Here is a 23212-nt window from a genome sequence, read left to right as displayed (position 1 = left end):
TCTATTTAAATCGCCATTAAAAAGCACAAGGTTCCACCTTATTTTACATAAATGGAGACATATTTTGCAAAATTACTATTAGGTAGCAACAATATAAAAACACAAAACACACCATCCCGTATACATAACTTTAACCAGGGCGCAAATAACACCCTAAAAATTAAAATCATCAGTAAAAAGTTGGTAGAAACTGATATACAGATATTGTTTATTTAAAAGGTCAGTCAAACTCACTGTATTTAGAAATCATTGTATCTAAAGTTATGGATTGATCTTCTCCAAACCTATCTTGCCACGAACTGGTCATCTGGATAGTTTTCAACGCCCCAGATAAACGACTCGTCACTGTCCAATCAAGTTGATACTTAACATGGGTGTGATCCTCACCATCGACGATATCAGTAATAAAATCGGTAGGGGTAATACTTGACAAAGCTGCAGATGCTCCGCGAGTTCTAAACCCTTCCAATTTATTTTCAGCTAAGTGCAAAGCCTCAACACTTTGAATAGCAAAATCAGATTTTTGCTCCACATACGTTTGTAGTTTAATAAGTCCAAGAGCTCCTACTCCTATCAATAAAAAAGAAATGAGTACTTCGATTAAGTTGAAGCCTTTTTGTCTACAAATCATTCCATGAACCTTTTTGCCACTTAACCTTTAAGCTGTTATTTGGAACAGACCCGGAATCAAAGGTTAAACTTAATGAAACACCAAAAACGGTTAAGCCTCCCGGTGTATCAAAAACATAACCTCCTTTAGGCTTAAATGCACCACGAGAGAAGAATGTTAGTTTCTTTTTTTGGGCTACCGTTAACTCAGCTGTAGAGAGGTTGTTATACGTGGAGACATCACTTGTCCAACGCGAGCTTAAATTCGCACCGTTTGGAATCGTAGAGGTGAATAACTGATATATAATACCAGGGAAGTCATTGGCCCCATTTACACTAAGAATCCCGTCTTCGACAACTAACACCTTCGATGATGCACCAATTGAAGTTGTATTCAGCAAGTTACCACTTTCAAGATCACAGTCACCTTCAACCCAAACATTATCGTTGATAGAGTAAGCATTCTTGATTCTATCTTGGCAGCTATCACTTCCCGAAGATCCTGAGGTTACAGTCCCTTGTACAATCTCATACTCTGCTTTTATTGAATCAATATTACTTCTTGTATCTCCAAAAAAACTTTCAAATGGGTCAAGACTAGGATCATAAACAAAGTCATTTTCAACTAATTTATCTGCACCTCTGTGAGTTATATCGCTCCCGACAACAGTTAGGTCGTAATCCGACTTACTATGCTTCACACAATTACTATCACCTGATATGCACATATAATCCGATGCCTCTGTGTCTGTTTGGTACGCACTGTCACAAATAACACCTGCAGGGTTCAAGGTTTTAAATGAACCATTCATGATAAACCCACTCGCATACCGAACAGATACACATTGATCATCCCCTTCAACATCGGGAACAAATTCATTCGCACCGATCAATTTAAGATCAGATCGAGCCTGAATAGCTCCAGTTGAGCGAGAAGATATATCTATGTTTTTTTTCAATGAACTGTAACCACTCATTGATGTCAACGTATATATCGTTTCACCAACAGTCTGAGGGGAAATAGATATTGAAGATAAATCACATAAACTATAAGCCTGATTTACTGGATGAATAGAACGATCATATTTAATTTCTGTAATCGCACATTCTAAACCTCCTTCTGCCTTCCAATGCTGCTTACGAGCTTCCACTTCATTTTGAGCTCTCTTTATTTGGTAGAAAACCGAACGGTAGCTACCGAAAGTGAGCATTAAAGCAGAGACCAGTAACACGCTTGTCACCAATAGAACAACCGCGCCTTGTTGATTTTTATTCATCCCCAATTCCTATTTTTTACAACCACACTTGATGAATAACTTACTGAAGTGTCCCCAACCAACTCCGCTGAGATCGCAATGGTTGTAATACCGGAACTAACCCCTTGAGTGCCTATACTTGATTGACTAACATCGAAGTTAATCACTCGGATTTGATTCGGTTCAAAAATAGAAGAACAACCACTCGTGGCTGCAGACACTGTTTTTACAGTGGTAGAAGGACTGTCACAGACTTTTACTACACCTGAATCAAATACAAACGCAACATTTCTCACCTCAGATTGATATGTATAAGCGTATGCGACCGTTTTTGAGTCCGGAGATATGTATACTATATTTGTGGCATCAGATAATTTTAGAGATATCCCAGCTCCTCCATCATAGCCAGCTCGCTGAAGATCTTCTTTAAAGTACTGGAGAGCACCAGAAACTTGCTGTAGTAATAGCAACTCCTTACTTTTCTCTGATGCTATATTTTGTCCTGATATAAAGACTGAACCGACACTTCCAATAACAATAACGCCTAAGATAGAAGAGATCATAAATTCAATTAAAGTCGCACCACATTGTCGCCTTCTAACTACAGGCTTGATAACCATAAAAGTCTCCTCCAACACCGCATATCCTCATCCGCCCAGAAGCTCTATACGTGATTAATTTCAATGGCTTTGAATTAATATCAAATAAAAAGCTTCCATCTTTAGCCCTTCCATTGATTCCACTGAATTTTATTTGTTCTGAGCTATAGTTAACGGTGACATCAACATTACGGAACGCCCCGCCCTCCATCGTTAATATTGCAGTACCTGTATTAGGAACATTAAATTCAGTTAGCTCTACTTTCCAGTCACCAGTATCACTTGAGTTACCATTCATCAGAAAGTGCGCCCAAAGGTCTGTATTTCTCATCACAGCTTCAGATTTCGCTTGCATCATAAAACCGTTCAATTCACTTGCTAGCCTTTGCATCTTAATAGTCTGAGAGACAGAACTAAAACTTGGCGCAGCAACTGCCAGTAATATTGAGAGCACTGAAATGGTTATAAGTAGCTCTAAGAAGGTAAACCCGCGAGACATTTCCCAAATTCCTATGTAAACCGATACGTAACCGTATTTAATCTTGCACAGATGCTATCACCAGAGAAAAATGGGCAGAATAATAAAAGGAAACTACTCGTGATGATTCGAAAAAATAAATGCAACAACAACAACTTAAGTATTAAAGGAATGACATTGATCGAATTATTGTTGACTGTCATCATCATAGGGATACTAGGTGCAATAGCGTATCCAAGTTATACCAATCATGTGATAAAGGCGCATCGAGTCACAGCAATGGCTGATATGACAAAGATACAGTTGGAAATAGAGACCCTGTACACCGGAAACTACGCGTCGGCAGCGGCGGGTATTATTTCTGGAGGGACATGTTTATTTTGTGATACCGATACTAGCCGATACACGCTAGCGGTTTCAGCCAGCACCACCACCTATTCGATTCAGGCTGAACCACATTCACCACAAACAAACGATGACTGCTTCGATTCGACGACCGATATTTTGGAATTACACCACTCAGGTATCTCGGAACCAGAAACATGTTGGAAGTAACGAATTAAACCATCAAATAATTCGAGAACGTACCTCCAAAAAATCAGCTATTTATTCTCTGATCTACAGATGCAAAAAAGCCTGCTACATAAGCAGGCTTCCTAATTTTATCAACAACCCTATTAGTTGGCTTAACCAGTTACCAAGTAATTAATTGATTACTTAGTTAGGTCATCGAAGAAGTTTTTAACGCCACTGAAGAAACCTTCAGATTTTGGTTTGTGCTTGCTTGCCGCTTCGCCACCACATGTTTCTTCGAATTCACGCAGTAACTCTTTTTGGCGAGAGCTTAGCTTAACAGGGGTTTCAACTACTAGCTTAACAATTAGGTCACCCACACCACCGCCACGAACGCCTTTCACGCCTTTACCACGCATACGGAACATACGGCCCGTTTGTGTTTCTTCTGGTACCTTAAGGTTAACACGGCCATCTAATGTAGGGACTTCAACATCTCCGCCTAGAGCAGCCATAGAGAAACTGACTGGAACTTCACAGTAAAGGTTGTTGCCGTCACGCTCAAAGATATTGTGCTCTTTTACGTGAACTTGTACGTACAGGTCGCCAGCTGGAGCGCCTTGCTCTCCCGCTTCGCCTTCGCCAGACAGACGAATACGATCGCCAGTATCAACGCCTGCAGGGATCTTAACGCTAAGTGTTTTTGTCTTCTGCTTACGGCCTTGACCGTGACATGAGTTACATGGATCTTTGATGATCTTGCCTTTACCATTACAAGTAGGACAAGTCTGTTGAACAGCAAAGAAACCTTGACGCATTTGTACTTGGCCATGGCCATGACAAGTGCCACATGTTTGTGCAGAAGAGCCCGCTTTAGCGCCGCTACCGTCACAAGTATCACATTCAACCAGTGTCGGTACTTCGATTTCTTTAGAAATACCACGAACCGCCTCTTCTAGAGAAAGCTCCATGTTGTAACGTAAATCAGAACCACGTTGTGCACGTGCTTGACCGCCACCACGACGACCGCCGCCAAAGATATCACCAAATACATCACCGAAAATATCGCCGAAGTCACCTTGGCCACCGCCACCGAACCCACCGCCGCCGCCCATACCGCCTTGTTCAAAAGCAGCGTGGCCGTATTGATCATAAGCGGCTTTCTTTTGAGGGTCGGTCAGGATTTCGTACGCTACTTTTACTTCTTTAAACTTATCTGGTGCGGCAGCGTCACCTTGGTTACGGTCCGGGTGGAATTTCATCGCTAAGCGTTTGTAAGCTTTTTTAATATCGCGCTCTGATGCATCGCGGCTTACGCCTAATACTTCGTAAAAATCACGTTTTGACATGTTCTAGGTCACCAAAATAATTACTACTACCGAATGTTCACTTCAGTAGTCTGTGTATCAATCTAGATAAAAGTTCTGTCGGCTGAAGAACCGAATAAAGCTATTATCTAGATCGACAAGTCTAAACACAAATTTACGGGCGTGAGAGTTACCTCTGACGCCCGTATTAATAAGTCTTCGAGACAAATTTCTAAGCAGATAGCTTGAGTTCTAGGAGGAAGCGCAGAGCCTACGCTAGTAGGTGAGCACTTCCGACAACGAAACCAGGCTACTCTGCGACGAAATTATTTTTTGTCGTCTTTAACTTCTTCAAACTCTGCGTCTACCACATCGTCATCTTGCTTAGGTTGCTCACCCGCTTCAGCGCCAGCTTGTTGTGCTTGAGCTTGCTGTTGAGCAATTTCCATTAGCTTCTGAGCTGCTTGCATAAGTTCTTGAACTTTAGCGTCGATAGCTTCTTTGTCGTTACCAGACTTAACTTCTTCTAGTGCCGTGATAGCTGCTTCGATCTTCTCTTTCTCTTCTGCAGGTAGAGCTTCACCAGCTTCTTCTACTTGCTTACGAGTACCATGAATCATTTGGTCAGCTTGGTTACGTGCAGTTACTAGCTCTTCGAACTTTTTGTCCGCTTCTTTGTTAGCTTCTGCTTCTTGTACCATTGCTTCGATCTCTTCATCAGACAAACCACCTGATGCTTGGATAGTGATCTTCTGCTCTTTACCTGTTGCTTTATCTTTAGCAGATACGTTCAGGATACCATCAGCATCTAGGTCGAATGTTACTTCGATTTGTGGCATGCCACGAGGTGCTGGTTGGATACCCTCTAGGTTGAACTGACCAAGAGACTTGTTGTAAGTCGCTTGCTTACGCTCACCTTGAAGAACGTGGATAGTTACTGCGTTTTGGTTGTCTTCAGCTGTAGAGAACACTTGATCCGCTTTAGTAGGGATAGTTGTGTTTTTCTCGATAAGCTTAGTCATCACGCCGCCCATCGTTTCGATACCGAAAGATAGAGGAGTAACGTCTAGTAGGAGAACGTCTTTAACGTCACCAGCTAGTACACCACCTTGAACAGCAGCACCCATTGCAACAGCTTCGTCAGGGTTCACGTCTTTACGTGGCTCTTTACCGAAGAATTCAGTTACTTTAGCTTGAACCATAGGCATACGAGTTTGACCACCAACTAGGATAACGTCAGTGATTTCGCCTACAGATAGGTCAGCATCTGCTAGAGCTACTTTTAGTGGCTCAAGAGAACGTTGAACTAGGTCTTCAACTAGAGACTCAAGCTTCGCACGAGTCACTTTGATGTTCATGTGTTTAGGACCAGTCGCATCAGCAGTAACGTAAGGTAGGTTTACGTCAGTTTGAGTCGTAGAAGAAAGCTCAATTTTCGCTTTTTCTGCTGCTTCTTTAACTCGCTGCATTGCTAGTGGATCAGTTTTAAGGTTGATACCTTGTTCTTTTTTGAACTCATCGACTAGGTAGTTGATCATGCGGTTATCGAAATCTTCACCACCAAGGTGAGTGTCACCGTTAGTTGAAAGAACTTCGAAAGTCTTCTCGCCTTCTACTTCATCGATTTCGATGATAGATATATCGAATGTACCACCACCAAGGTCGTATACAGCGATAGTGCGATCACCACCTTTCTTGTCTAAGCCATAAGCTAGAGCAGCAGCAGTTGGTTCGTTGATGATACGTTTAACATCTAGACCAGCGATACGGCCAGCATCTTTAGTTGCTTGACGCTGAGCATCGTTGAAATAAGCAGGAACAGTAACAACTGCGCCAGTTACTTCTTCGCCTAGGAAGTCTTCAGCTGTTTTCTTCATTTTCTTAAGAACTTCAGCAGATACTTGAGGAGCCGCCATTTTTTGGCCTTGCGCTTCAACCCATGCATCACCGTTGTCTGCCTTAATAATGCTGAAAGGCATGATTTCGATATCACGTTGAACTTCTTCATCTTCAAAACGACGACCGATTAGACGCTTGATAGCGAACAGTGTGTTTTGAGGGTTAGTAACAGCTTGACGTTTCGCAGGTTGACCAACTAGCGTTTCGCCTTCTGTGTATGCGATTACTGATGCTGTTGTGCGTTCGCCTTCAGCATTTTCAATTACGCGTGGTTTGTCGCCGTCAAGAACAGCAACACAAGAGTTAGTAGTACCTAAATCAATACCAATGATTTTACCCATCAGGCCATCTCCGAATATATATTATTTAGTTTTTGCTATACCCACATATGTGGGGGGTGATAATCAGGGATTCAACCCCAAGACACAAAATTAAAGTGCAAATGTAATTTGCTTTCGTATGCCCAATAGATAAGGGCTCACGACACCTTTTCAAGGGTAAAAAGATATTTTTTTAAATTTATTTTGCTAAAAAAGGATGATTCGGCACGAATACCTATCATTACTGAGCTTATAACTTCCACAACTAGGTTTATCAGCCGCCGATCCACTCTTCTATAGAAAGAGCTTGTTTCTGTTTCTGTTTCTGTTTCTGTTTCTGTTTCTGTTTCTGTAAGCAGACTAGTTAAAAAGCTTTTCATCAACTCAACCTGCCCAAGTTTCTACTCAACCAAAGCGATAAAATATGGTTAACCTCTCACCCAATAAAAACGGAGCCATTTTGGCTCCGTTTATCTATTCAGGCTTTCTATTCAAGTTTCATCGATAGAACAAATAGCCTCTGATTATACTTCTGCTTTCTTTAATTCGGCTTCTTCGTTAACTTCTGCGCCGATTTCACCTTCAGACTTAGCAACGATAGTGTTAACCGCAGTATCACCGACCACGTTAGAAGAAGTACAGAACATGTCATTAATACGGTCAACAGCAGCAATGATAGCAAGACCTTCTGGTGGTAAACCTAGTTGGTGCAATAGAACACCTACCATTACAACACCACCACCTGGAACACCACCAGCACCGATAGACAGTAGCAGGATTGTTAGACCAAGAGTAAAGTGTCAGCAGTGTTGATTGGTTGACCGAATGCGTTTGCGACGAACATTGTCGCTAGTGCGATGTAGATAGATACACCAGACATATTCATTGTTGCACCTAGTGGAACACCGAAACCAGCTACTGATTTAGATACACCAAGCTTTTCAGTTAGGGTGCGCATTGTTACAGGAATCGTCGCATTCGAACTTGCCGTCGATAGTGAGAAAAGGATTTGCTCACGAATTGCACGTAGGAATTGCTTAGGTGTAATACCTGTCGCTAGGCCAACCATCATTGGGTAGAAGAAGAAAATCCAAAACACTAACATTGCAACTACTAGTGCAACATACCCGGCGACCGACATCAGGGTATTAGCATCAAGCGTTGCGCCCAGTTGAATCATCAGTGCAAATACACCAAATGGAGCCAGGCTCATGACGAGGCCGATAAGTTTCATCATGATTTCGTTAGCCATCTTGAACGTTTTTATCGCTGGACCGCCACGTGAATCAAGAGCTTGAATAGCAAGACCTGTCAAAATTGCCATGAAAATGATTTGTAGCATGTCACCACTTGCAAACGCTTCTACAGGGTTACTAGGAACGATATTCACAACGAGAGAGAAGATATCTGGCGTTTCAGTTGTTGTTAATTGAACTGTCTCAGAGATCGTTCCAGCTAGATCTGCGCCAGCACCCGGTTGGAAAATAAGACCAACGGTTAGGGCAGCAGAGATCGCGATGATGGTGTTGATAATGTAAAGAGCAAAAGTTTTACCACCTAGGCGACCGAAAGAACGAATATCTTTCAATTCAACAATGCCACACACGATAGAAACATATACCAGTGGAACAACCAATAGTTTGATCAAAGAGACAAACATACCACCAGCACCTTCTGCTAACCCAAGCAGATAAGTATCAAATATCGTAATACCGCTAAATAAGTACTGAATAGCAGTACCAATAAGTAGTCCTGCAAACAAGCCTACAAAAATCTTACTTGAGAGCGATTTATCCATCGTTCTTCTCCAGTCTGTTGTGTTTAAAATTTGTACTTTTATAGTTATATATGCGACTCAAATCGCTATATTGCAGTGGATTTTACATACAAAGATAACAATTAAAATCACTTATTCACAAAAAATTTACAAATGTGATATCAAAACATTCCATCAATAACAATCAGTTTCATAACATAAAACTCTAAATGCCTGATCTGGATAAAATAAAGAGAACGACGTTATCAATACGTTTTTGATTACTATTTACGAGGACTCCAAGTTACAAGCATAAAAAAAGAGAGGCATATGCCTCTCTTTTCATTTCACATTAACCAGTGAATTATTTTGCAATCGCTATTTACTCAGTAAGTGTGCCAGTCAATCACTTGACTACGTACTACTTTAATTATTTAGCAACCATAACCATCGCAGGGCGAACTACTCGACCGTTCAGCTCGTAGCCTTTTTGCATCACGAGCATAACTGTGTTTGATTCGTGATCTGGGCTGTCTTGAATAGACATCGCTTGATGGAACTCAGGGTTGAACACTTCACCTTCAGGGTTAATCTCTCTGAGACCAAACTTAGCAACAGTATCAACAAATGTTTTGTGCGTAAGCTCAACACCTTCAAGGATTGGCTTAACCGCTTCATTCTCTGTATCACCAGCTTGAATTGCGCGCTCTAGGTTATCGATAACAGGAAGTAGACCTTCAGCAAACTTGTTCAAAGCAAATTTACGAGCTTTATCAATTTCTTGCTCGCTGCGGCGACGCATGTTTTCAACTTCAGCTTTTGCGCGAAGAACAGAATCTTGCTGTTCTTTCACTTTAGATTCGCTAGATAGCAACGCTGCTTCTAGTTGAGCAATTTTTGCTTCCTGCTCGTCAACTGCACCTTCATTAAGCTCAGCTTCTTCAACTTTCTCTGCTTCAGCAATGATCTGATCTAGCTCTTCTTCGGTTACTTTGTTTTCTTCGTTGCTCATGATATCTCCAGAATTCGTTTTCAATGCAAGTGACGGGCATGTTTGCGCCTCAAATTGATATAAAACACTCGCATAGACGTTCAACTTGCCTTTATTATGGGGATGAAGAATTTTGATTCAAGCCTAATTCGTTTGGAAACCGTATGAAAAAGCCATTTGAAGTCATCGCCATTATAGGTAAACCTCGAGATCAACAAGCAATTCAGACCCATAAAGAACTCTACCAATGGTTGAGTTCCGAGGGTTATCAAGTGTTTGTCGATGACAGACTCGCCAGTATTTTAGATGATATCCCAAAAAAACATTTTTCTAGCCTAATTGAATTAGGAAAGCGTGCCGATCTAGCGATTGTCGTCGGTGGTGATGGAAACATGCTCGGAGCAGCCAGGATCTTGTCACGTTTTGACATTTCGGTGATTGGTGTTAACCGAGGTAACCTTGGATTTCTAACCGATCTCAATCCTGAAAACTTCCAGAGTGCACTTACTGATGTACTCAAAGGAGAGTTCATGGAAGAAGAGCGCTTCTTACTTGAAACTGAAATTCACCGTCACGGCCAAATAAAAAGTCACAACGCCGCACTTAACGAAGCGGTACTTCACCCCGGTCAGGTTGCACATATGATCGAGTTTGAAGTATATATCGACGACAGCTTTGCCTTCTCACAGCGTTCTGATGGTTTGATCGTATCAACGCCAACAGGTTCTACCGCTTATTCGCTTTCTGGCGGTGGTCCTATTTTGTCATCAAGTTTGAATGCCATTTCCTTGGTCCCAATGTTTCCACATACGCTTTCAAGCCGGCCACTTGTCGTTGATGGTAAGCGCCGCATCAAGCTGATCGTATCGCCTGATAACCGCGGCACTCAAGAAGTGAGCTGCGATGGTCAAATCTCGCTACCGGTTTCCCCTGGCGATGAAATTCACATTTACCAAAGCCCAAATGTGCTCAAGCTAATCCACCCGAAAGACTACAACTACTATCATGTCCTACGTAATAAACTAGGCTGGTCGAGTAAGTTGTTTTAACTAAACGGCTCTAGCAATAACCGAAAATTTTAAAGGCTGACGACATTCGTCAGCCTTTTTTATCACCCATAGAAAGCCCGTCGGCCCTAGCTTCTCGTCAATTTCTCATACTGTCACTCCCAAGAGGTAGGAACGACTGAGTTGGGAATTTATAGCGGTTTCAGTGATCTACAGACAAGTTCAATTCTGAGAGCTATCGCAAAAAATTTTCACCTGTCGACTTTACTGTATAAAGAAACAGTATATACTGACCTTATATACAGTATTGTTCAGTTATACAGGTAAATAAAAATGCTGGCTCATTTAAGTGTTAATAATTTCGCTATTGTTAAGTCTTTACAGCTAGAACTTTCTAAAGGCATGACAACAATCACCGGGGAAACTGGTGCGGGTAAATCTATCGCTATCGATGCTTTAGGCTTGTGCCTTGGAGGAAGATCAGATGCAGGAATGGTAAGACAAGGTGAAGAAAAAACCGAAGTCAGTGCCGCTTTTTTACTTGAGAACAATCTACATGCAACTCGCTGGTTAGAAGACAACGAACTACTTGATGGCAGTGAGTGCATCCTGCGCAGAACCATATCAAGAGAAGGTCGTTCTCGTGCATTCATCAACGGTAGCCCCGTCCCTCTTTCACAATTGAAATCGCTCGGGCAGCTGTTGATCAATATCCATGGTCAACACGCGCATCACCAGTTGATGAAAAGCGATTACCAAATGGCCATGCTTGATCAATACGCAGGTCACTTGAACCTATTGAAATCAACACGTAATGCTTACCAAGCATGGCGACAAGCGGATAACCACTTAAAAGAGTTACGTGAAAATAGCCAGCAAAACCAAGCTCAAAAACAACTTCTTGAATACCAAATCAAAGAGTTAAATGAGCTGTCTATTGGGGAGGAAGAATATGAAGACCTCGAACAAGAGCATAAGCGCCTCTCCAATAGCGGAGAATTGGCCTCAACCTGCCAGCAGGCTATCGAGCTTATTTACGAAGGCGAAGAAGTTAATGCGCTTGGTATTCTGCAATCGGCCAATCACTCCTTAATTCAGCTAGCTGAGCTAGATGAAAGATTGGCCGAGTTACCGAACTTGCTTTCTGAAGCGATTATTCAGATCGAAGAGACTAACAACGAGTTAAGAACATACCTAGACAGCATTGATGTTGATCCCGGTCGTATGGCTTACGTTGAAGAGCGTTTCTCAAAGGTGATGTCGATGTCTCGCAAACACCATGTGTTGCCTGAAGAGCTTTACAAGCATCACCAAGATTTATTACAACAAGTTGAAGCGCTTGATTGCTCCGATGAAAAGCTGGATGAGTTAGCATGCGAAGTCGAGAACCAATACCAATCGTTCGTTGCTAAATCAGAGAAGCTTCATAAATCTCGAACTCGTTACGCAAAAGAGCTAAACAAGCTGATCACGCAAAGCATGCACGAACTGAGCATGGAAAAAGCGCAGTTTGCCATTGAAGTGAACAACACCAATACACATCCTTCTCCATTAGGTATGGATAACGTGACCTTCATTGTCTCGACGAACCCAGGTCAACCGATGCAACCCATTGCTAAAGTAGCCTCTGGTGGTGAACTTTCACGTATTTCATTAGCAATTCAGGTGATCACCGCGCAAAAAATCGATACACCAAGTCTGATTTTCGATGAAGTCGATGTGGGTATCAGTGGACCAACTGCTGCGGTTGTCGGAAAAATGCTGCGTACACTAGGTGAATCGACTCAAGTGATGTGTGTGACTCACTTACCTCAAGTAGCAGGTTGTGGTCACCAACAATTGTTCGTTGCGAAGAACACCAAATCGGGCAAAACAGAAACTCAAATGCACACATTGGATGAGCAACAACGTATTTCAGAGCTTGCTCGTTTGCTCGGCGGCAGTCAGATCACCGAGTCGACATTAGCCAATGCAAAAGAATTATTAACCGCAGCCTAGGTTAACTATTCAGCAACTTTCTGATAATTTACCGAAAATCATTGGTAATTTTGCAACTAAATTCAAAATTGCTAGTCATAACAAGTTCAAAGCGCAAGGAGCTTTTTACTTCTTGCTGGAGCTTGTTTATTATCAGGCAGTATTTTAGCGAAGAAAGATCTCAAACTATGCGAATTAAAAAGTGGTTAGTTGCAGTTCCACTTGCACTAACAATGTTGACCGGTTGCTCTCTATTAGAGAAGTTGGTTTATCGAATTGACATCAATCAGGGTAACTATGTTGAACAGGAAGCTGTCGACCAGCTGAAGTTTGGCATGACAAAAACACAAGTTCGTTACGTTATGGGCTCACCAATGCTTATCGAAAACGGCTACCCAGATACGTGGTACTACATTTACCATCACACAAAAGGCCATGAAGACTCGATTCAGAAAAATCTCGTTGTTAACTTTGATGCGACTGGCACCTTAGTAACGATAAATGGTGATTTTGAAGCTAGTGATGAGTTCTTCGAAAGCCTTCGCTAGCTTTCTGGTCCAGCCGATAAAGCTATCAGTCGACAAAGCAAAGAATCGCGAAAGCCTGCTCACATGAGCAGGTTTTTTTATATCCACTAACAAGTCAACTTTAATCACCTAACCAGCAGATACAAAAAAAGCTCGCCGATGAGAGCTCTCTTCTCATTCAGATTCGTTGAGCATTTTTATTTTTTGGCAGCCGCTTTTGCTTGTTCAGCACGCTTACGGCGAATCTCTTTCGGATCAGCCAATAGTGCTCGATAGATTTCGATACGATCCTTATCACGAACCGTTGCATCTAACTTAACGTTGCGGCTGAATACGCCAACCTTGTTTTTCGCTAAGTCGATCTCTGGATACAGTTCCAAAACACCAGACTGTGCGATGATCTCTTCAACGGTCGCGTTCTTGTTCACAACTAAGGTAAACACACGCTGTTCGTGAGGAAGCGCAAACACGACTTCTACGTGGATCATATCTGATTCAATAGTCATGGTTTAGTACACCTGTTTCGCTCGTTGAGTAAAAGCGCTGACCATATTGCTCGTTAGTTCATTAAAAACCTTACCAAATGCCATTTCAATCATTCGACTAGAAAATTCAAACTCTAACTTAAGCTCAACCTTACAAGCTTGCTCGTCGAGCGGAGTAAAATACCAACCACCCTGCAGCTTTTTAAATGGACCGTCCACCAGCTCCATCAAGATCTCAGCACCATCCGCTAAACGGTTAGAGGTAGTAAATGTTTTGCTGATACCAGCTTTAGAGACATCAACTGAAGCCACCATAGTTGAATCTGAAGATTCGATCACACGTGAACCAGAACACCCTGGCAAAAACTCGTGATAACGAGCAACATCATTGACCAAGCTGAACATCTGGTCGGCACTAAACGACACTAATGCTGAACGAGTAACCTTTGGCATATAGACTCCTGTTAAAGACAGCGTTACATTAACACAAACTGCAATTTTAATTGTATTGGGCCAGAGCGCAAATAAAAAGGATTCCCCATCTAGGGCTCAATCCGTATAATGAGGCCATTATGGCAAAGAATAAATCAAAATCAAAAGCTGGTAGCAATACCATTGCGCTTAACAAGAAAGCTCGCCACGAATATTTCATCGATGATGAGATAGAAGCGGGGCTTGAGCTACAAGGTTGGGAAGTAAAGTCCCTACGTGAAGGCAAAACCAATATCGCAGAAAGCTACGTTTACATCCGAGATGGCGAAGCATTCATCAGTGGTATGACGATCACTCCGCTTACTCAAGCGAGCACTCATATCGTGGCGAACCCAACACGTATCCGTAAACTCCTTATGTCGAGAAAAGAACTCGACAACCTTATCGGTCGTATTAACCGTGAAGGCATGACACTTGTCGCAACCGCACTTTACTGGTCTCGCTCTTGGGCGAAGATTAAAGTTGGCGTAGCGAAAGGTAAGAAGCTGCATGATAAACGTACTGATATGAAAGAAAAAGATTGGGCGAGAGACAAAGCACGAATTATGAAGAGTAATTTGCGTTAATTTTAAGCACTTAAACGCACAGCGCTAGACAGGTTAAGCTTTTCTGGTACTATACAAATAACACTTGGGGCTGATTTAGGATTCGACAGGAATTTTGAAGTCTGAGGTGCATGCCGTGGGGCGGTTGGCCACGTTAAAAGCCGCAAAAAAATAGTCGCAAACGACGAAAACTACGCACTAGCAGCTTAATAACCTGCTCAGAGCTCTCTTACCCTAGCTTCCGCTCGTAAGACGGGGAATAATAAGAGATCAAACCCAAACTAGCTAGCGTGGCTTCTCCCACCTGAGAGGAAAAGCGCGAATTATAATTCAGGTTAGCCTTTAACTAGCGTGTCGGTTCGCAGGTTGCTGGTGAAATTAAAGATCGACTAAGCATGTAGTACCAATGATGAATGATTTTTGGACGCGGGTTCAACTCCCGCCAGCTCCACCAAACGTTTGGAAAAGGCCACCTTCGGGTGGCCTTTTTTGTATCTAAATCCTTAAAAATTCAATCATTTAACTCACTTCTCTGTCTTATTCTGTCTCATCGCGTCTCATATCTGCTCACGTTTTTAGTACCCAACCAATTACCCTATACTCTCATCCAAGATACTTTGGGTACTAAATAGGTTTAAAAATGGCAAGACGTGTAATTCAACTGACAGATAAAAAAGTAAAAGGCATTAAACCAACCGAAAAAGAACAATTGTTCAGTGACGGGCAAGGCTTACAACTTAGAGTTATGCCAAATGGAACGAAGTCATGGCGTTTTGTATACAAGAGTCCCACTACAGGAAAACGGGCTAATATAGCTTTAGGCACATATAAGAAACTATCGATAGCTAATGCAAGAAAAAAAGCAGAAGGCTACCGTGAGCTAGTAGCACTAAACATCGATCCCAAACACCACGAAAAAGAAGAGAAGGAAAAACACGAGGCTATACATAAGCACACGCTATTGAATGTGTCACTGGAGTGGATGGAACTAAAGAAATCAAAAGTAACCGAAAACTACGCGAAGGATATCTGGCGCTCATTTGAGCTTCATGTTTTCCCGACTTTAAGCTCACAACCTATATCTATGATTACAGCACAGTCCGTAATCGAAACTCTAAAGGTAGTAGAAGCTAAAGGTTCTCTGGAAACTGTTAAACGTCTAACACAGCGCTTAAATGAAGTTATGGTCTATGCGATGAACTGCGGACTACTTCAATCAAATCCGATTAGCAACATCCTAGCTGCTTTTAAAAAGCCCACTAAGAAAAATATGAAAAAGCTGGAATCAAATGAACTACCAGCTCTAATGAATGCACTAGCAAACGCGAGCATTAAACGCTCTACACGCTGCCTTATTGAGTTTCAACTTCATACTATGACAAGACCAAATGAGGCGGCTGGCGCGAAATGGGCGGAATTTGATTTACTAGAACGTGTATGGCTCATACCAAAAGAAAGAATGAAAAAACGAAAGGAACACCGTATACCTCTAACTGAAGAGGTAATTAATCTGCTGAAAACAATGAGAGCAATGAATGGAAATAGCGAGTATGTGTTTCCATCAATTAAAGATCCGAAAAAACCAATGCATAGTCAAACCGCAAATATGGCACTCAAGCGAATGGGTTTTAAGGATCGCTTGGTATCTCATGGTATGAGAGCTATGGCTAGTACGATCCTTAATGAGAATGGCCATGATTTCGTGTTGGTGGAAGCTGCTCTTGCCCACGCAATTGGTGATAGCACTCAGCGTTCGTATAACCGTACAGACTATCTAGAACGCAGAAGAGACCTTATGGATTGGTGGAGTAAGCATATCGTCAACGCATCTCAATCAAGAGTGTCATTGGCGGTAGTAGCTTGAAACACAATAAGTCGTAGTAACTCGGAATTGGACAATTCCGAGTTCCGATCTATAAATCATTCTAGCTTTTCGGGTTACTTCTGGTATTGCAACCGAACGACCAGCTTAAATGTGACAGGTATCGCTCGCCCTGAGAAGAATCTCAAAGCGATGTGCTCTTCATACTCAATCGTACAATTTACTTAACAAAGAGGCTTTGGGCTTATTCAACACTCGGGATTTAGTGTTGGCTGCGCAACACCTTAATCTTTATGAGTTAAATGCTATGTGGTGATAAACCAGTTAAAATCGTATATGCAGTGCATGCTTTATCAAAAAGGTCGTCATATGTCAGTATTTCATCAATTGCAAATTGTTGAATAACCAATTCTTTATAACGATTCATATCAGCCACACCATTAAAACTAGCTTGTGTTGAACGGCTCATGATTACACTAGTTTTATATTTAGTATGGATTCCGGGATACCTTGAGCGAATTAATCCATAATGCTCTCGAATATAATGTACCCACTCAGCAGTCTGGAATATTGCTTGACCCACTTCAGCTCTTGGCTGGCCTTGCTTAGTTACAACGTTTTTTGATGCTCTTTCTAACTCAACCAATTTGTAAGACTGATCTGAATACGAAACAATAAAATCCGGCTCTAAATATGCCTTACCTATTGGTGATAACTCACCCTGCGGATACTTAAGTTTTGGTTTACTCTCACAGTGACCATAAACATCAAGAAGTATTGGATGCTTTTCAATTAACTCATGGAAAACACTTTCTGTCTCGTGGGATTGAAACATTAATATATGCTTGAAGTCATCAATAGCTGTTTTTAGTTGACCAAGACGATTTGAGTAATTTTCGACCCACTGGTTGTTTTTACCAAATGACATTGCACCACCTTTATCTCCATTTGGATTAGATAGTTTTTTTGCAAAGTCGCGTCGTAAATCGTGTGAAACACGAATACTTATAATTCTTTTGTCCCACGCAGCCTTGTCAGATGTACCGTAGACTTCTAAGTATCTAAAAAACCTGCGATTGTTTAAATCAGCTGGGAAGAAGCCCATATTTTCAGTTATATGTGGTTCACCAAATGAACAACTTTGATCTGGTAAGTGAGAGTCTAAGACCATGCCATAGGCACCAAATGTGAAATTACAAACCAGTTGTTTAAGGCTAGTTTCAACTTTTGTCATTCTTAAAGTGACATCTAAATCAGAGTTTTTTACAGATATTTGACTACTTATGTGCTTAACACGTCCTCTCCATACAGCACTGGGAATGTGTTCTTTCGCTACAATTCGATAAATGCCAATTGGTTTACCTTCAAAGCCATGATCTTTTATTATTTGTGTTACTTCTGGAGGTGTTTTTGTTGGTTCAAAATCAACCTTTAATGCTGGACCACCCGCAATATACCACTGGTAGTCTGGTTCTGCCGCAACTTCATTAATTAATACACCATCATTCGCAAGATACACTTCGAACTCCTTTGAGCTCAAAAATGGTGATATGGCATGCTTTGGATAACCAGCGCCTTCTGGAGGAAGTGATGTATACCGCTCATAACTATTTCTATATTCTGAAATATAATCAAAGATAAAACTTTGTAATTCTGCAATTGTTACCACTAAACTTCCTCCTAGCATTTAACAGTGTCTTTTCAGCAGACATTGCCTTTATAATATTTTCAGAAAATACATAGCTCATGATAGTAACATACTGTTATATTTTCTTATTTCCCCTAGCACTCACAAATTACAGATCATGTCTGTATAGTTGGAATGAGCTACTAGGCTCATAGTCTGCCATTAGGAAATATAGGTCAAGAACTTACATGAGAAAGAGGTAAGGAACGAGCGCTAAATGATTTTGGGGCGATAACAATTTAGCTTGTTCTACGACAGCATTCTTAGAACGAATTAATGGATATGTCTTACTACTAGGTTTGTTTTTAAAGCCAAGCTGCTTGTTTGCTGGTGAAGGGAAGTTCTGCTATTTGTCATTAGCTCATAATGGATGGGCGACTAGTGTTGTATCGTATGCTTCTTAAAAGTTCTAATTTAAGCCATTGAGATAGGTAATATTGGTGTAATCTACACAAATCGTAGATTACACTTTGGACTGTTTTAACCACTCTCTTGCATTCAATTGAAAAGGTAGCGTCCTTCTATCTTGTTCATCTAACCAGCAAAGAGACTTACAGAACATCAACTTATTAAGTCGATATTTTTTAGTTAGATTCTTCCCCCAAAACGATTGATAATCACGAACTTCAAAGCAAGCCAACTTGTGTATGTAACTCAACTGCTTGAGAGGATCTCTGAATTCCTGCTTCATGAATGGTCTAGCTTGTCTATTTTGCTTGATATGCTTGGGGTGTAGCTTCGTAAGTTTCTCTGCTAATCGTTCAATCGCCTCTTCATTACCCGATTTACGCATAAGGACATGGTAATGAGGTAACCATTTTTGTGGCGAGCCATGAAAATCTAACTCAAACGAACCCAGTACCGGACCATCGATACCACATCTAGACAAAAGCTTTCTCAATCTGTCTTTATCTTTAGGGATATCATAGTCAACGAAGTCATACGCATCTACTCCGCGCGAGTATTGAATTATAGTGTAGACACCGTATTCAACATTCTGTGTTTGCTCTTGATCAAGCAAAATTGAAGCAATGATGTTATTAACACGTTCTATTTTGAACTGCCGATTACACTTCTTACACGCCACACTCTTACACTCGTATAGACCTTCGTTGCAGTCTTCTAGCTTGTCTGCTAGCGCATGCAGTCGACCACAACTATATCTTCGACCAAGACTCCCATGGACATGATCAGCCACTTTTCTCAACAGCTCGATGCGATACTCGTTCTCCAAATAAGCTTCATACTCGCTCATTAACCAATCACACTCTTCTAATCTGGTGCCAGATAAGAATATATCTAGTTTCATCTTCTCCATACCTCTTCGAGTAGCTTTTGCCCTTTATCTAATGGTGGTAGTAGAAAAATAATTTGGCGCTCTTCAACCCAAACATCCACTTCAGATTCTTTCCACGCGACTCGGTTTTTCGAAAGTCGATATGAACTTGGAAACTCTCCTGATTTCATCAAGCGATAGATCTGAGCTCTGCTATAGGAAGTTCTTTCTAACACCTCTCCAATTTTCATATATCTCTCATTCGCCATGTCTTTTGTCTCTGTTTCAAATAATGGTGCCATCATATCAAACTACAGAAACCAACTTGTGAGCCTCACAAGTCATCATAAAAAATAGTGAGACTCACAATATAAAAAACATTATAAAACAGTAAATTAAAGCTTTTATTTGTGAGTCTCACGTTAAAAATACATTTAAATAAATGGAAAAATCGTGTAGCGTAAAGATGTAATAAGGAACGAGAATTGATTATGAAACGTAGAAGTGATGCAGCTATAAGACAACAATATGTAACACAAAGAAGAAAAGATTCAGGACTCGTAACCAAGAGAATTCATGTGTCAAATGTCGCACTAGACAACCTTGATGCCATTGGAACTAAACTTGGCTTCTCAAGTAAGGAACTCCGTAACAATGAAAATTTGTCCGCAATTATCGAGCTTTGCATTAGTACTTTTTTAGACGGAAGCTTTGAAGGTAAAGCGAACCGCAAAGAAGCTCTGTACCTGATGCAAATCCACAACATAGCTAAGTTCAAAGAGCAACAAGGATTCAATGACAAAGCTATAGCTAACTTTCTTGAAGATTCTGGCTATGAGACACCGTTCATCGCCAAAAGAGTGGTCAATACACAAAAATATCGTCTTAGAATGGTAGAAAAATGGACTGATGTACTTGTAGAAAGATTAAAAAAAGAAAGCTATGTTCAAAAACAAACCCAGCTCATTGGCGAGTGTCATCGTCCAAAAAGGATAATTCGCAAGAAACCTCACGTAAGACGAGAATCAGAGGTGTTTCGAGATGAAGATTTCTCAGTTTAGAAGCTTTCATCTATTCTAAAAAAGAGTTGAGAGAACAGAACACACTCATATGGGTGACTAAACTCAACATAGATCACATTTCTTAATGTCTGACCCATTTTTTCTTTTAGTACCCAACAAGTTACCCAAAGCAAAAGCTAATATGAAATTTTTCATTTAAAATCATTGAGATAAAAAGCAGTTTCAGATGACGCCAGCCCACCAAACGTTTGGAAAGGGCGGTAACTCTTTGAGTTATCGCCCTTTTTGTATCTAAAAGACGTTGTCCCACATTTTGCTAAACAGTGACCAACTCCACATACGTTACTCAACGCGGAAATTCTTACTACTTCCGCTACAGAACCCCTTCAGATTTGAAACACTTGCCAATACGCCAAGATGTTCACCTTCTCGCCTTTCTTGGCTTTGATGCGCATGACCTCAATCACTGGCTTAGTGAAGTCTTGCTTATCGCCTTGGTTGTTTTGATAGGTAAAGCTCACCATGCCTTGGCCATCTTTCTTAAATCGTTTGATGTTAACTGCATTCATTGAGCTCACATCCGCACCAGTGTCGAGCTTAGCCGGGAACTTCATGCCGTTAACTTCAACGACTTCGATGTGCCCTACTTTAAATAGTGGCTCAGCTTTCAGAAGGTAATCAGAACGTGTATTAACGTAAACGCCCTCTTTCGCCATATTCTTACCTAAAATAAAGTACGCTTCTTTCTCATTTGTATTGAGTACGTCGATAGCAAACTCTTGCGTACGCACGTTTCCAGACACCGCAAACTCACCACTTACAACTGGACGAGTATCATCCCCGACTTTAAGCTTCTTAATAATTGGCTTGGTCACCTTCTGCTTCTCACCATTTACATCGGTAAGATAAAATTCAACGGAAGCATCTTTGCCTTTACCTGTCATCTCAAAGCTGTCGACCTTCAACAAAGGCGTGTTGACAGTAAATGAAGCAATAGCTTTCATATGGAAACCATCTAATGTGATATCTTCTTCCGGTGAGATAATCAGTGGCTCAGTCTTCTTCGCTACCTCGCTAAAATTATCAGTTCCTTCAGAGAGAATATTTTCAGCGTTGGTATCAATCATGAAAAGTTCGCTAGCGGTGCTTGTACCAAATCTCAACTGTGACTCGCTACTCGAGCGGTCACGTAGGTACACCAGAACGTCTTTGGTTGTGTTTTCATCGAGTTGGACTGGTACATATACCAGAGGTCTCTTTTTACCGCTCACGCTTAACATACGAACTAATGGCAGTGTCATCTCTTTCTGCTTGCCATCGTTATCGAACATATCAAACGTCACTTCACTGTTCTTCTTATCTACATCGATATCTTTTGCGTGAAGAATACTGTAGCGATTTTTTAATGAGAAGGTCGCGTTCATCGCCATTCCGGAGATAGACACCACTTCTTTACGGCCAACAACCGTCGCGTTTTCCTGCTCTTGCAAATAGTCGTAACCAGCAAACACTAAAGCGTTGTCAGCAAGGAAGGTTTTACCAATCAGCACTGGCGCAGAGAAGTGACTTCTGTCGGTCAGGTTAACGTCTGTTTTTAGCTCTTGGTCTGCAATGGTAAGCGACATTTTTACGGTAGGGCGAAGTAAAGGCGTGCTGCTGGTGCGGCTTCGTATCATGCTGACACGTTCTAAAGGCGCTTCGATTAATACCATGTCACCCGTACGTGGGTTTTGAACCTTGAAAGAGACCACAGCCTCATATTTCGCAAAGGTACTGCCTTCCCAGTCATTGTAGTCAACATCACTATTGTTCAACACATCTTCGGATAGCGCCGCCATCAACTCTTTGTCTTTGAGGTTTTGGTAGTCGGGATTAGAGCTCTTCACATGAATGTCTTCAGCATGCATAGAAGTGGTTTCTGCACCAGTATCAATTTTACCAATGAAAGGAACGTCTTTAAGCACTTGAACACTAGAGAGGTACACATTCTCTGTACGGCCTAGTACCGCTTTACCATCGAGTTCGTAAGTCGGGTTTTGAGTGGTGTGTGAAGTGTCTGTAGCCAAAGAATATTGTGAAAAAAGTAGCGTACTTAGAAGAGTTAGAGCCAAAGGTATCTTTTTCATTAGTTGGTCCGTTGTGATCAGTTCACTAATAATACTAGTGATTGGGCAAAGAGTTCCCCCACCAGCAATGGTTCTCACATAACGTTAACGCTATGAGTTTTTCAATGACAAACCGATGACTTTGCGCTGCATTCGCTTATCGATTATTGACTAATGGATACCCGATAACCTGTTCAATACGTGGTGTTCTATTGAAAAAATGAATACAAAAAGGCCAACGACGAGCGCTGACCTTAGCTATTAAAAACACACATGAAGCGAGTTTAACTTGCTAAAAAACAAACGGTTCTAGATAAACATAGCACTAAAAGTCCCGACTGTTTTCTTTGCACAGATAGCGCGAGCTTTTTCTACGTTCTCATCTTTATTTTTGAGATAGCACTGTCGATAAGATTCGACGTAGCGCTCAAATAACACCTTGGCTTCAGGTTGGGGTTTAGAAAGCAGTTGGTTAACGAACTTTCTTGAGCTGTAGTGGTACGGTGAATTTGGTCACTTAGTTAGAGGTGATATCATCA

General features: G+C 41.3%; 19 protein-coding genes, 1 other RNA gene and 3 pseudogenes. 8 read left to right on the top strand and 15 right to left on the bottom strand.

Annotated elements, in window-relative coordinates; all coding sequences use genetic code 11:
• Nucleotides 1–220: 220 nt before the first annotated feature.
• The 4 genes from WR49_RS14940 to WR49_RS14925 are packed head-to-tail and all read right to left on the bottom strand — an operon-like array spanning nucleotide 221 to nucleotide 2963.
• A complete protein-coding gene (locus tag WR49_RS14940) occupies nucleotides 221–631 on the bottom strand; it encodes a type IV pilus modification PilV family protein (protein ID WP_017056739.1) in 411 nt (136 codons plus the stop codon).
• Complete coding sequence (locus WR49_RS14935) at nucleotides 621–1886, bottom strand: hypothetical protein (RefSeq protein WP_017056738.1); 1266 nt, start codon at nucleotides 1884–1886, stop codon at nucleotides 621–623. The genes WR49_RS14940 and WR49_RS14935 overlap by 11 nt, the downstream gene beginning before the upstream one ends.
• A complete protein-coding gene (locus tag WR49_RS14930; protein WP_017056737.1) occupies nucleotides 1883–2485 on the bottom strand; it encodes a PilW family protein in 603 nt (200 codons plus the stop codon). Before WR49_RS14930 ends, WR49_RS14935 begins: the two co-directional genes overlap by 4 nt.
• Complete coding sequence (locus WR49_RS14925; RefSeq protein ID WP_017056736.1) at nucleotides 2463–2963, bottom strand: GspH/FimT family pseudopilin; 501 nt, start codon at nucleotides 2961–2963, stop codon at nucleotides 2463–2465. Before WR49_RS14925 ends, WR49_RS14930 begins: the two co-directional genes overlap by 23 nt.
• A 102-nt stretch (nucleotides 2964–3065) precedes the next feature.
• On the opposite strand from WR49_RS14925, the gene WR49_RS14920 reads away from it, so the two are divergent.
• The gene (locus WR49_RS14920) at nucleotides 3066–3497 is read left to right on the top strand and encodes a type IV pilin protein (RefSeq protein WP_046224539.1); all 432 of its coding nucleotides are present in this window, start codon (nucleotides 3066–3068) and stop codon (nucleotides 3495–3497) included.
• A gap of 158 nt (nucleotides 3498–3655) precedes the next feature.
• Here WR49_RS14920 and dnaJ read toward each other — a convergent pair whose 3' ends face one another.
• The 4 genes and pseudogenes from dnaJ to grpE form a co-directional block, all read right to left on the bottom strand.
• Nucleotides 3656–4804, bottom strand: coding sequence for a molecular chaperone DnaJ (dnaJ, locus tag WR49_RS14915; protein WP_046224538.1), 1149 nt, complete (start codon nucleotides 4802–4804; stop codon nucleotides 3656–3658).
• A gap of 284 nt (nucleotides 4805–5088) precedes the next feature.
• Complete coding sequence (dnaK, locus tag WR49_RS14910; protein ID WP_017056733.1) at nucleotides 5089–7002, bottom strand: molecular chaperone DnaK; 1914 nt, start codon at nucleotides 7000–7002, stop codon at nucleotides 5089–5091.
• A 503-nt stretch (nucleotides 7003–7505) separates the two neighbouring features.
• A pseudogene (locus tag WR49_RS14905) lies at nucleotides 7506–8779 on the bottom strand (dicarboxylate/amino acid:cation symporter).
• Nucleotides 8780–9167: 388 nt separating this feature from the next.
• The gene (gene grpE / locus WR49_RS14900; RefSeq protein WP_017056731.1) at nucleotides 9168–9749 is read right to left on the bottom strand and encodes a nucleotide exchange factor GrpE; all 582 of its coding nucleotides are present in this window, start codon (nucleotides 9747–9749) and stop codon (nucleotides 9168–9170) included.
• A 143-nt stretch (nucleotides 9750–9892) separates the two neighbouring features.
• On the opposite strand from grpE, the gene nadK reads away from it, so the two are divergent.
• From nadK to bamE, 3 genes are all read left to right on the top strand, one after another.
• Nucleotides 9893–10777 (top strand): NAD(+) kinase, encoded by an 885-nt coding sequence (gene nadK / locus WR49_RS14895; protein WP_017056730.1) that lies wholly within the window; start codon nucleotides 9893–9895, stop codon nucleotides 10775–10777.
• Between the two features lie 291 nt (nucleotides 10778–11068).
• Nucleotides 11069–12733 (top strand): DNA repair protein RecN, encoded by a 1665-nt coding sequence (gene recN / locus WR49_RS14890; RefSeq protein ID WP_046224537.1) that lies wholly within the window; start codon nucleotides 11069–11071, stop codon nucleotides 12731–12733.
• Nucleotides 12734–12900: 167 nt separating this feature from the next.
• The gene (gene bamE / locus WR49_RS14885) at nucleotides 12901–13260 is read left to right on the top strand and encodes an outer membrane protein assembly factor BamE (RefSeq protein WP_010438918.1); all 360 of its coding nucleotides are present in this window, start codon (nucleotides 12901–12903) and stop codon (nucleotides 13258–13260) included.
• Nucleotides 13261–13436: 176 nt separating this feature from the next.
• On the opposite strand, the gene WR49_RS14880 is transcribed toward bamE, so the two are convergent.
• Together WR49_RS14880 and WR49_RS14875 are read right to left on the bottom strand one after the other, a co-directional pair.
• On the bottom strand, nucleotides 13437–13745 hold the full coding sequence (locus WR49_RS14880; protein ID WP_017056728.1) for an RnfH family protein: 309 nt from the start codon (nucleotides 13743–13745) through the stop codon (nucleotides 13437–13439).
• A gap of 3 nt (nucleotides 13746–13748) precedes the next feature.
• A complete protein-coding gene (locus WR49_RS14875) occupies nucleotides 13749–14177 on the bottom strand; it encodes an SRPBCC family protein (protein WP_004735157.1) in 429 nt (142 codons plus the stop codon).
• A gap of 119 nt (nucleotides 14178–14296) precedes the next feature.
• On the opposite strand from WR49_RS14875, the gene smpB reads away from it, so the two are divergent.
• The 3 genes from smpB (at nucleotide 14297) to WR49_RS14865 (ending at nucleotide 16625) form a co-directional block, all read left to right on the top strand.
• Nucleotides 14297–14782, top strand: a complete 486-nt coding sequence (gene smpB, locus WR49_RS14870) for an SsrA-binding protein SmpB (protein WP_004735156.1) — start codon at nucleotides 14297–14299, stop codon at nucleotides 14780–14782.
• A 66-nt stretch (nucleotides 14783–14848) separates the two neighbouring features.
• Nucleotides 14849–15215, top strand: a transfer-messenger RNA (tmRNA) gene (gene ssrA, locus WR49_RS21090).
• Nucleotides 15216–15401: 186 nt separating this feature from the next.
• The gene (locus WR49_RS14865) at nucleotides 15402–16625 is read left to right on the top strand and encodes a tyrosine-type recombinase/integrase (protein ID WP_046224536.1); all 1224 of its coding nucleotides are present in this window, start codon (nucleotides 15402–15404) and stop codon (nucleotides 16623–16625) included.
• A 256-nt stretch (nucleotides 16626–16881) separates the two neighbouring features.
• Here WR49_RS14865 and WR49_RS14860 read toward each other — a convergent pair whose 3' ends face one another.
• The 3 genes from WR49_RS14860 to WR49_RS14850 form a co-directional block, all read right to left on the bottom strand.
• Nucleotides 16882–18252 (bottom strand): Shedu anti-phage system protein SduA domain-containing protein, encoded by a 1371-nt coding sequence (locus WR49_RS14860; RefSeq protein ID WP_197078537.1) that lies wholly within the window; start codon nucleotides 18250–18252, stop codon nucleotides 16882–16884.
• 481 nt (nucleotides 18253–18733) lie between these two features.
• Nucleotides 18734–19579 carry a hypothetical protein gene (locus tag WR49_RS14855; protein ID WP_046224534.1) on the bottom strand — a complete coding sequence of 282 codons (846 nt, stop codon included), beginning with the start codon at nucleotides 19577–19579 and terminating at the stop codon, nucleotides 18734–18736.
• Nucleotides 19576–19797 (bottom strand): helix-turn-helix transcriptional regulator, encoded by a 222-nt coding sequence (locus WR49_RS14850; RefSeq protein ID WP_231574715.1) that lies wholly within the window; start codon nucleotides 19795–19797, stop codon nucleotides 19576–19578. Before WR49_RS14850 ends, WR49_RS14855 begins: the two co-directional genes overlap by 4 nt.
• A gap of 240 nt (nucleotides 19798–20037) precedes the next feature.
• Between WR49_RS14850 and WR49_RS14845 the strand changes: the two genes are divergently transcribed.
• Nucleotides 20038–20607 (top strand): hypothetical protein, encoded by a 570-nt coding sequence (locus WR49_RS14845; RefSeq protein WP_231574714.1) that lies wholly within the window; start codon nucleotides 20038–20040, stop codon nucleotides 20605–20607.
• 377 nt (nucleotides 20608–20984) lie between these two features.
• Here the strand turns inward: WR49_RS14845 and WR49_RS14840 are convergent.
• A pseudogene (locus WR49_RS14840) lies at nucleotides 20985–22694 on the bottom strand (putative ATP-dependent zinc protease); the annotation flags it as partial.
• A 288-nt stretch (nucleotides 22695–22982) separates the two neighbouring features.
• Nucleotides 22983–23165 (bottom strand): annotated as a pseudogene (locus WR49_RS21085) (M15 family metallopeptidase); the annotation flags it as partial.
• Between the last annotated feature and the right edge of the window lie 47 nt (nucleotides 23166–23212).

The organism is Vibrio sp. ECSMB14106 (genome assembly GCF_000972265.1).
GTDB classification, from domain to species: Bacteria; Pseudomonadota; Gammaproteobacteria; order Enterobacterales; family Vibrionaceae; genus Vibrio; species Vibrio kanaloae.
The sequence above is the reverse complement of the archived record's forward strand: the minus strand, read 5'-3'. Positions and strand labels throughout refer to the sequence as shown.

Excerpts from the sequence above, each read along its gene's own strand:
- WR49_RS14930 (WP_017056737.1), bottom strand. The coding sequence starts at position 2,485 with ATGGTTATCAAGCCTGTAGTTAGAAGGCGACAATGTGGTGCGACTTTA.
- WR49_RS14875 (WP_004735157.1), bottom strand. The coding sequence starts at position 14,177 with ATGCCAAAGGTTACTCGTTCAGCATTAGTGTCGTTTAGTGCCGACCAG.
- WR49_RS14920 (WP_046224539.1), top strand. The coding sequence starts at position 3,066 with ATGATTCGAAAAAATAAATGCAACAACAACAACTTAAGTATTAAAGGA.
- dnaK (WP_017056733.1), bottom strand. The coding sequence starts at position 7,002 with ATGGGTAAAATCATTGGTATTGATTTAGGTACTACTAACTCTTGTGTT.
- nadK (WP_017056730.1), top strand. The coding sequence starts at position 9,893 with ATGAAAAAGCCATTTGAAGTCATCGCCATTATAGGTAAACCTCGAGAT.
- WR49_RS14850 (WP_231574715.1), bottom strand. The coding sequence starts at position 19,797 with ATGAAAATTGGAGAGGTGTTAGAAAGAACTTCCTATAGCAGAGCTCAG.
- WR49_RS14865 (WP_046224536.1), top strand. The coding sequence starts at position 15,402 with ATGGCAAGACGTGTAATTCAACTGACAGATAAAAAAGTAAAAGGCATT.
- WR49_RS14855 (WP_046224534.1), bottom strand. The coding sequence starts at position 19,579 with ATGAAACTAGATATATTCTTATCTGGCACCAGATTAGAAGAGTGTGAT.
- recN (WP_046224537.1), top strand. The coding sequence starts at position 11,069 with ATGCTGGCTCATTTAAGTGTTAATAATTTCGCTATTGTTAAGTCTTTA.
- WR49_RS14940 (WP_017056739.1), bottom strand. The coding sequence starts at position 631 with ATGATTTGTAGACAAAAAGGCTTCAACTTAATCGAAGTACTCATTTCT.
- WR49_RS14935 (WP_017056738.1), bottom strand. The coding sequence starts at position 1,886 with ATGAATAAAAATCAACAAGGCGCGGTTGTTCTATTGGTGACAAGCGTG.
- dnaJ (WP_046224538.1), bottom strand. The coding sequence starts at position 4,804 with ATGTCAAAACGTGATTTTTACGAAGTATTAGGCGTAAGCCGCGATGCA.
- grpE (WP_017056731.1), bottom strand. The coding sequence starts at position 9,749 with ATGAGCAACGAAGAAAACAAAGTAACCGAAGAAGAGCTAGATCAGATC.
- WR49_RS14925 (WP_017056736.1), bottom strand. The coding sequence starts at position 2,963 with ATGTCTCGCGGGTTTACCTTCTTAGAGCTACTTATAACCATTTCAGTG.
- WR49_RS14845 (WP_231574714.1), top strand. The coding sequence starts at position 20,038 with ATGAAACGTAGAAGTGATGCAGCTATAAGACAACAATATGTAACACAA.
- smpB (WP_004735156.1), top strand. The coding sequence starts at position 14,297 with ATGGCAAAGAATAAATCAAAATCAAAAGCTGGTAGCAATACCATTGCG.
- WR49_RS14880 (WP_017056728.1), bottom strand. The coding sequence starts at position 13,745 with ATGACTATTGAATCAGATATGATCCACGTAGAAGTCGTGTTTGCGCTT.
- bamE (WP_010438918.1), top strand. The coding sequence starts at position 12,901 with ATGCGAATTAAAAAGTGGTTAGTTGCAGTTCCACTTGCACTAACAATG.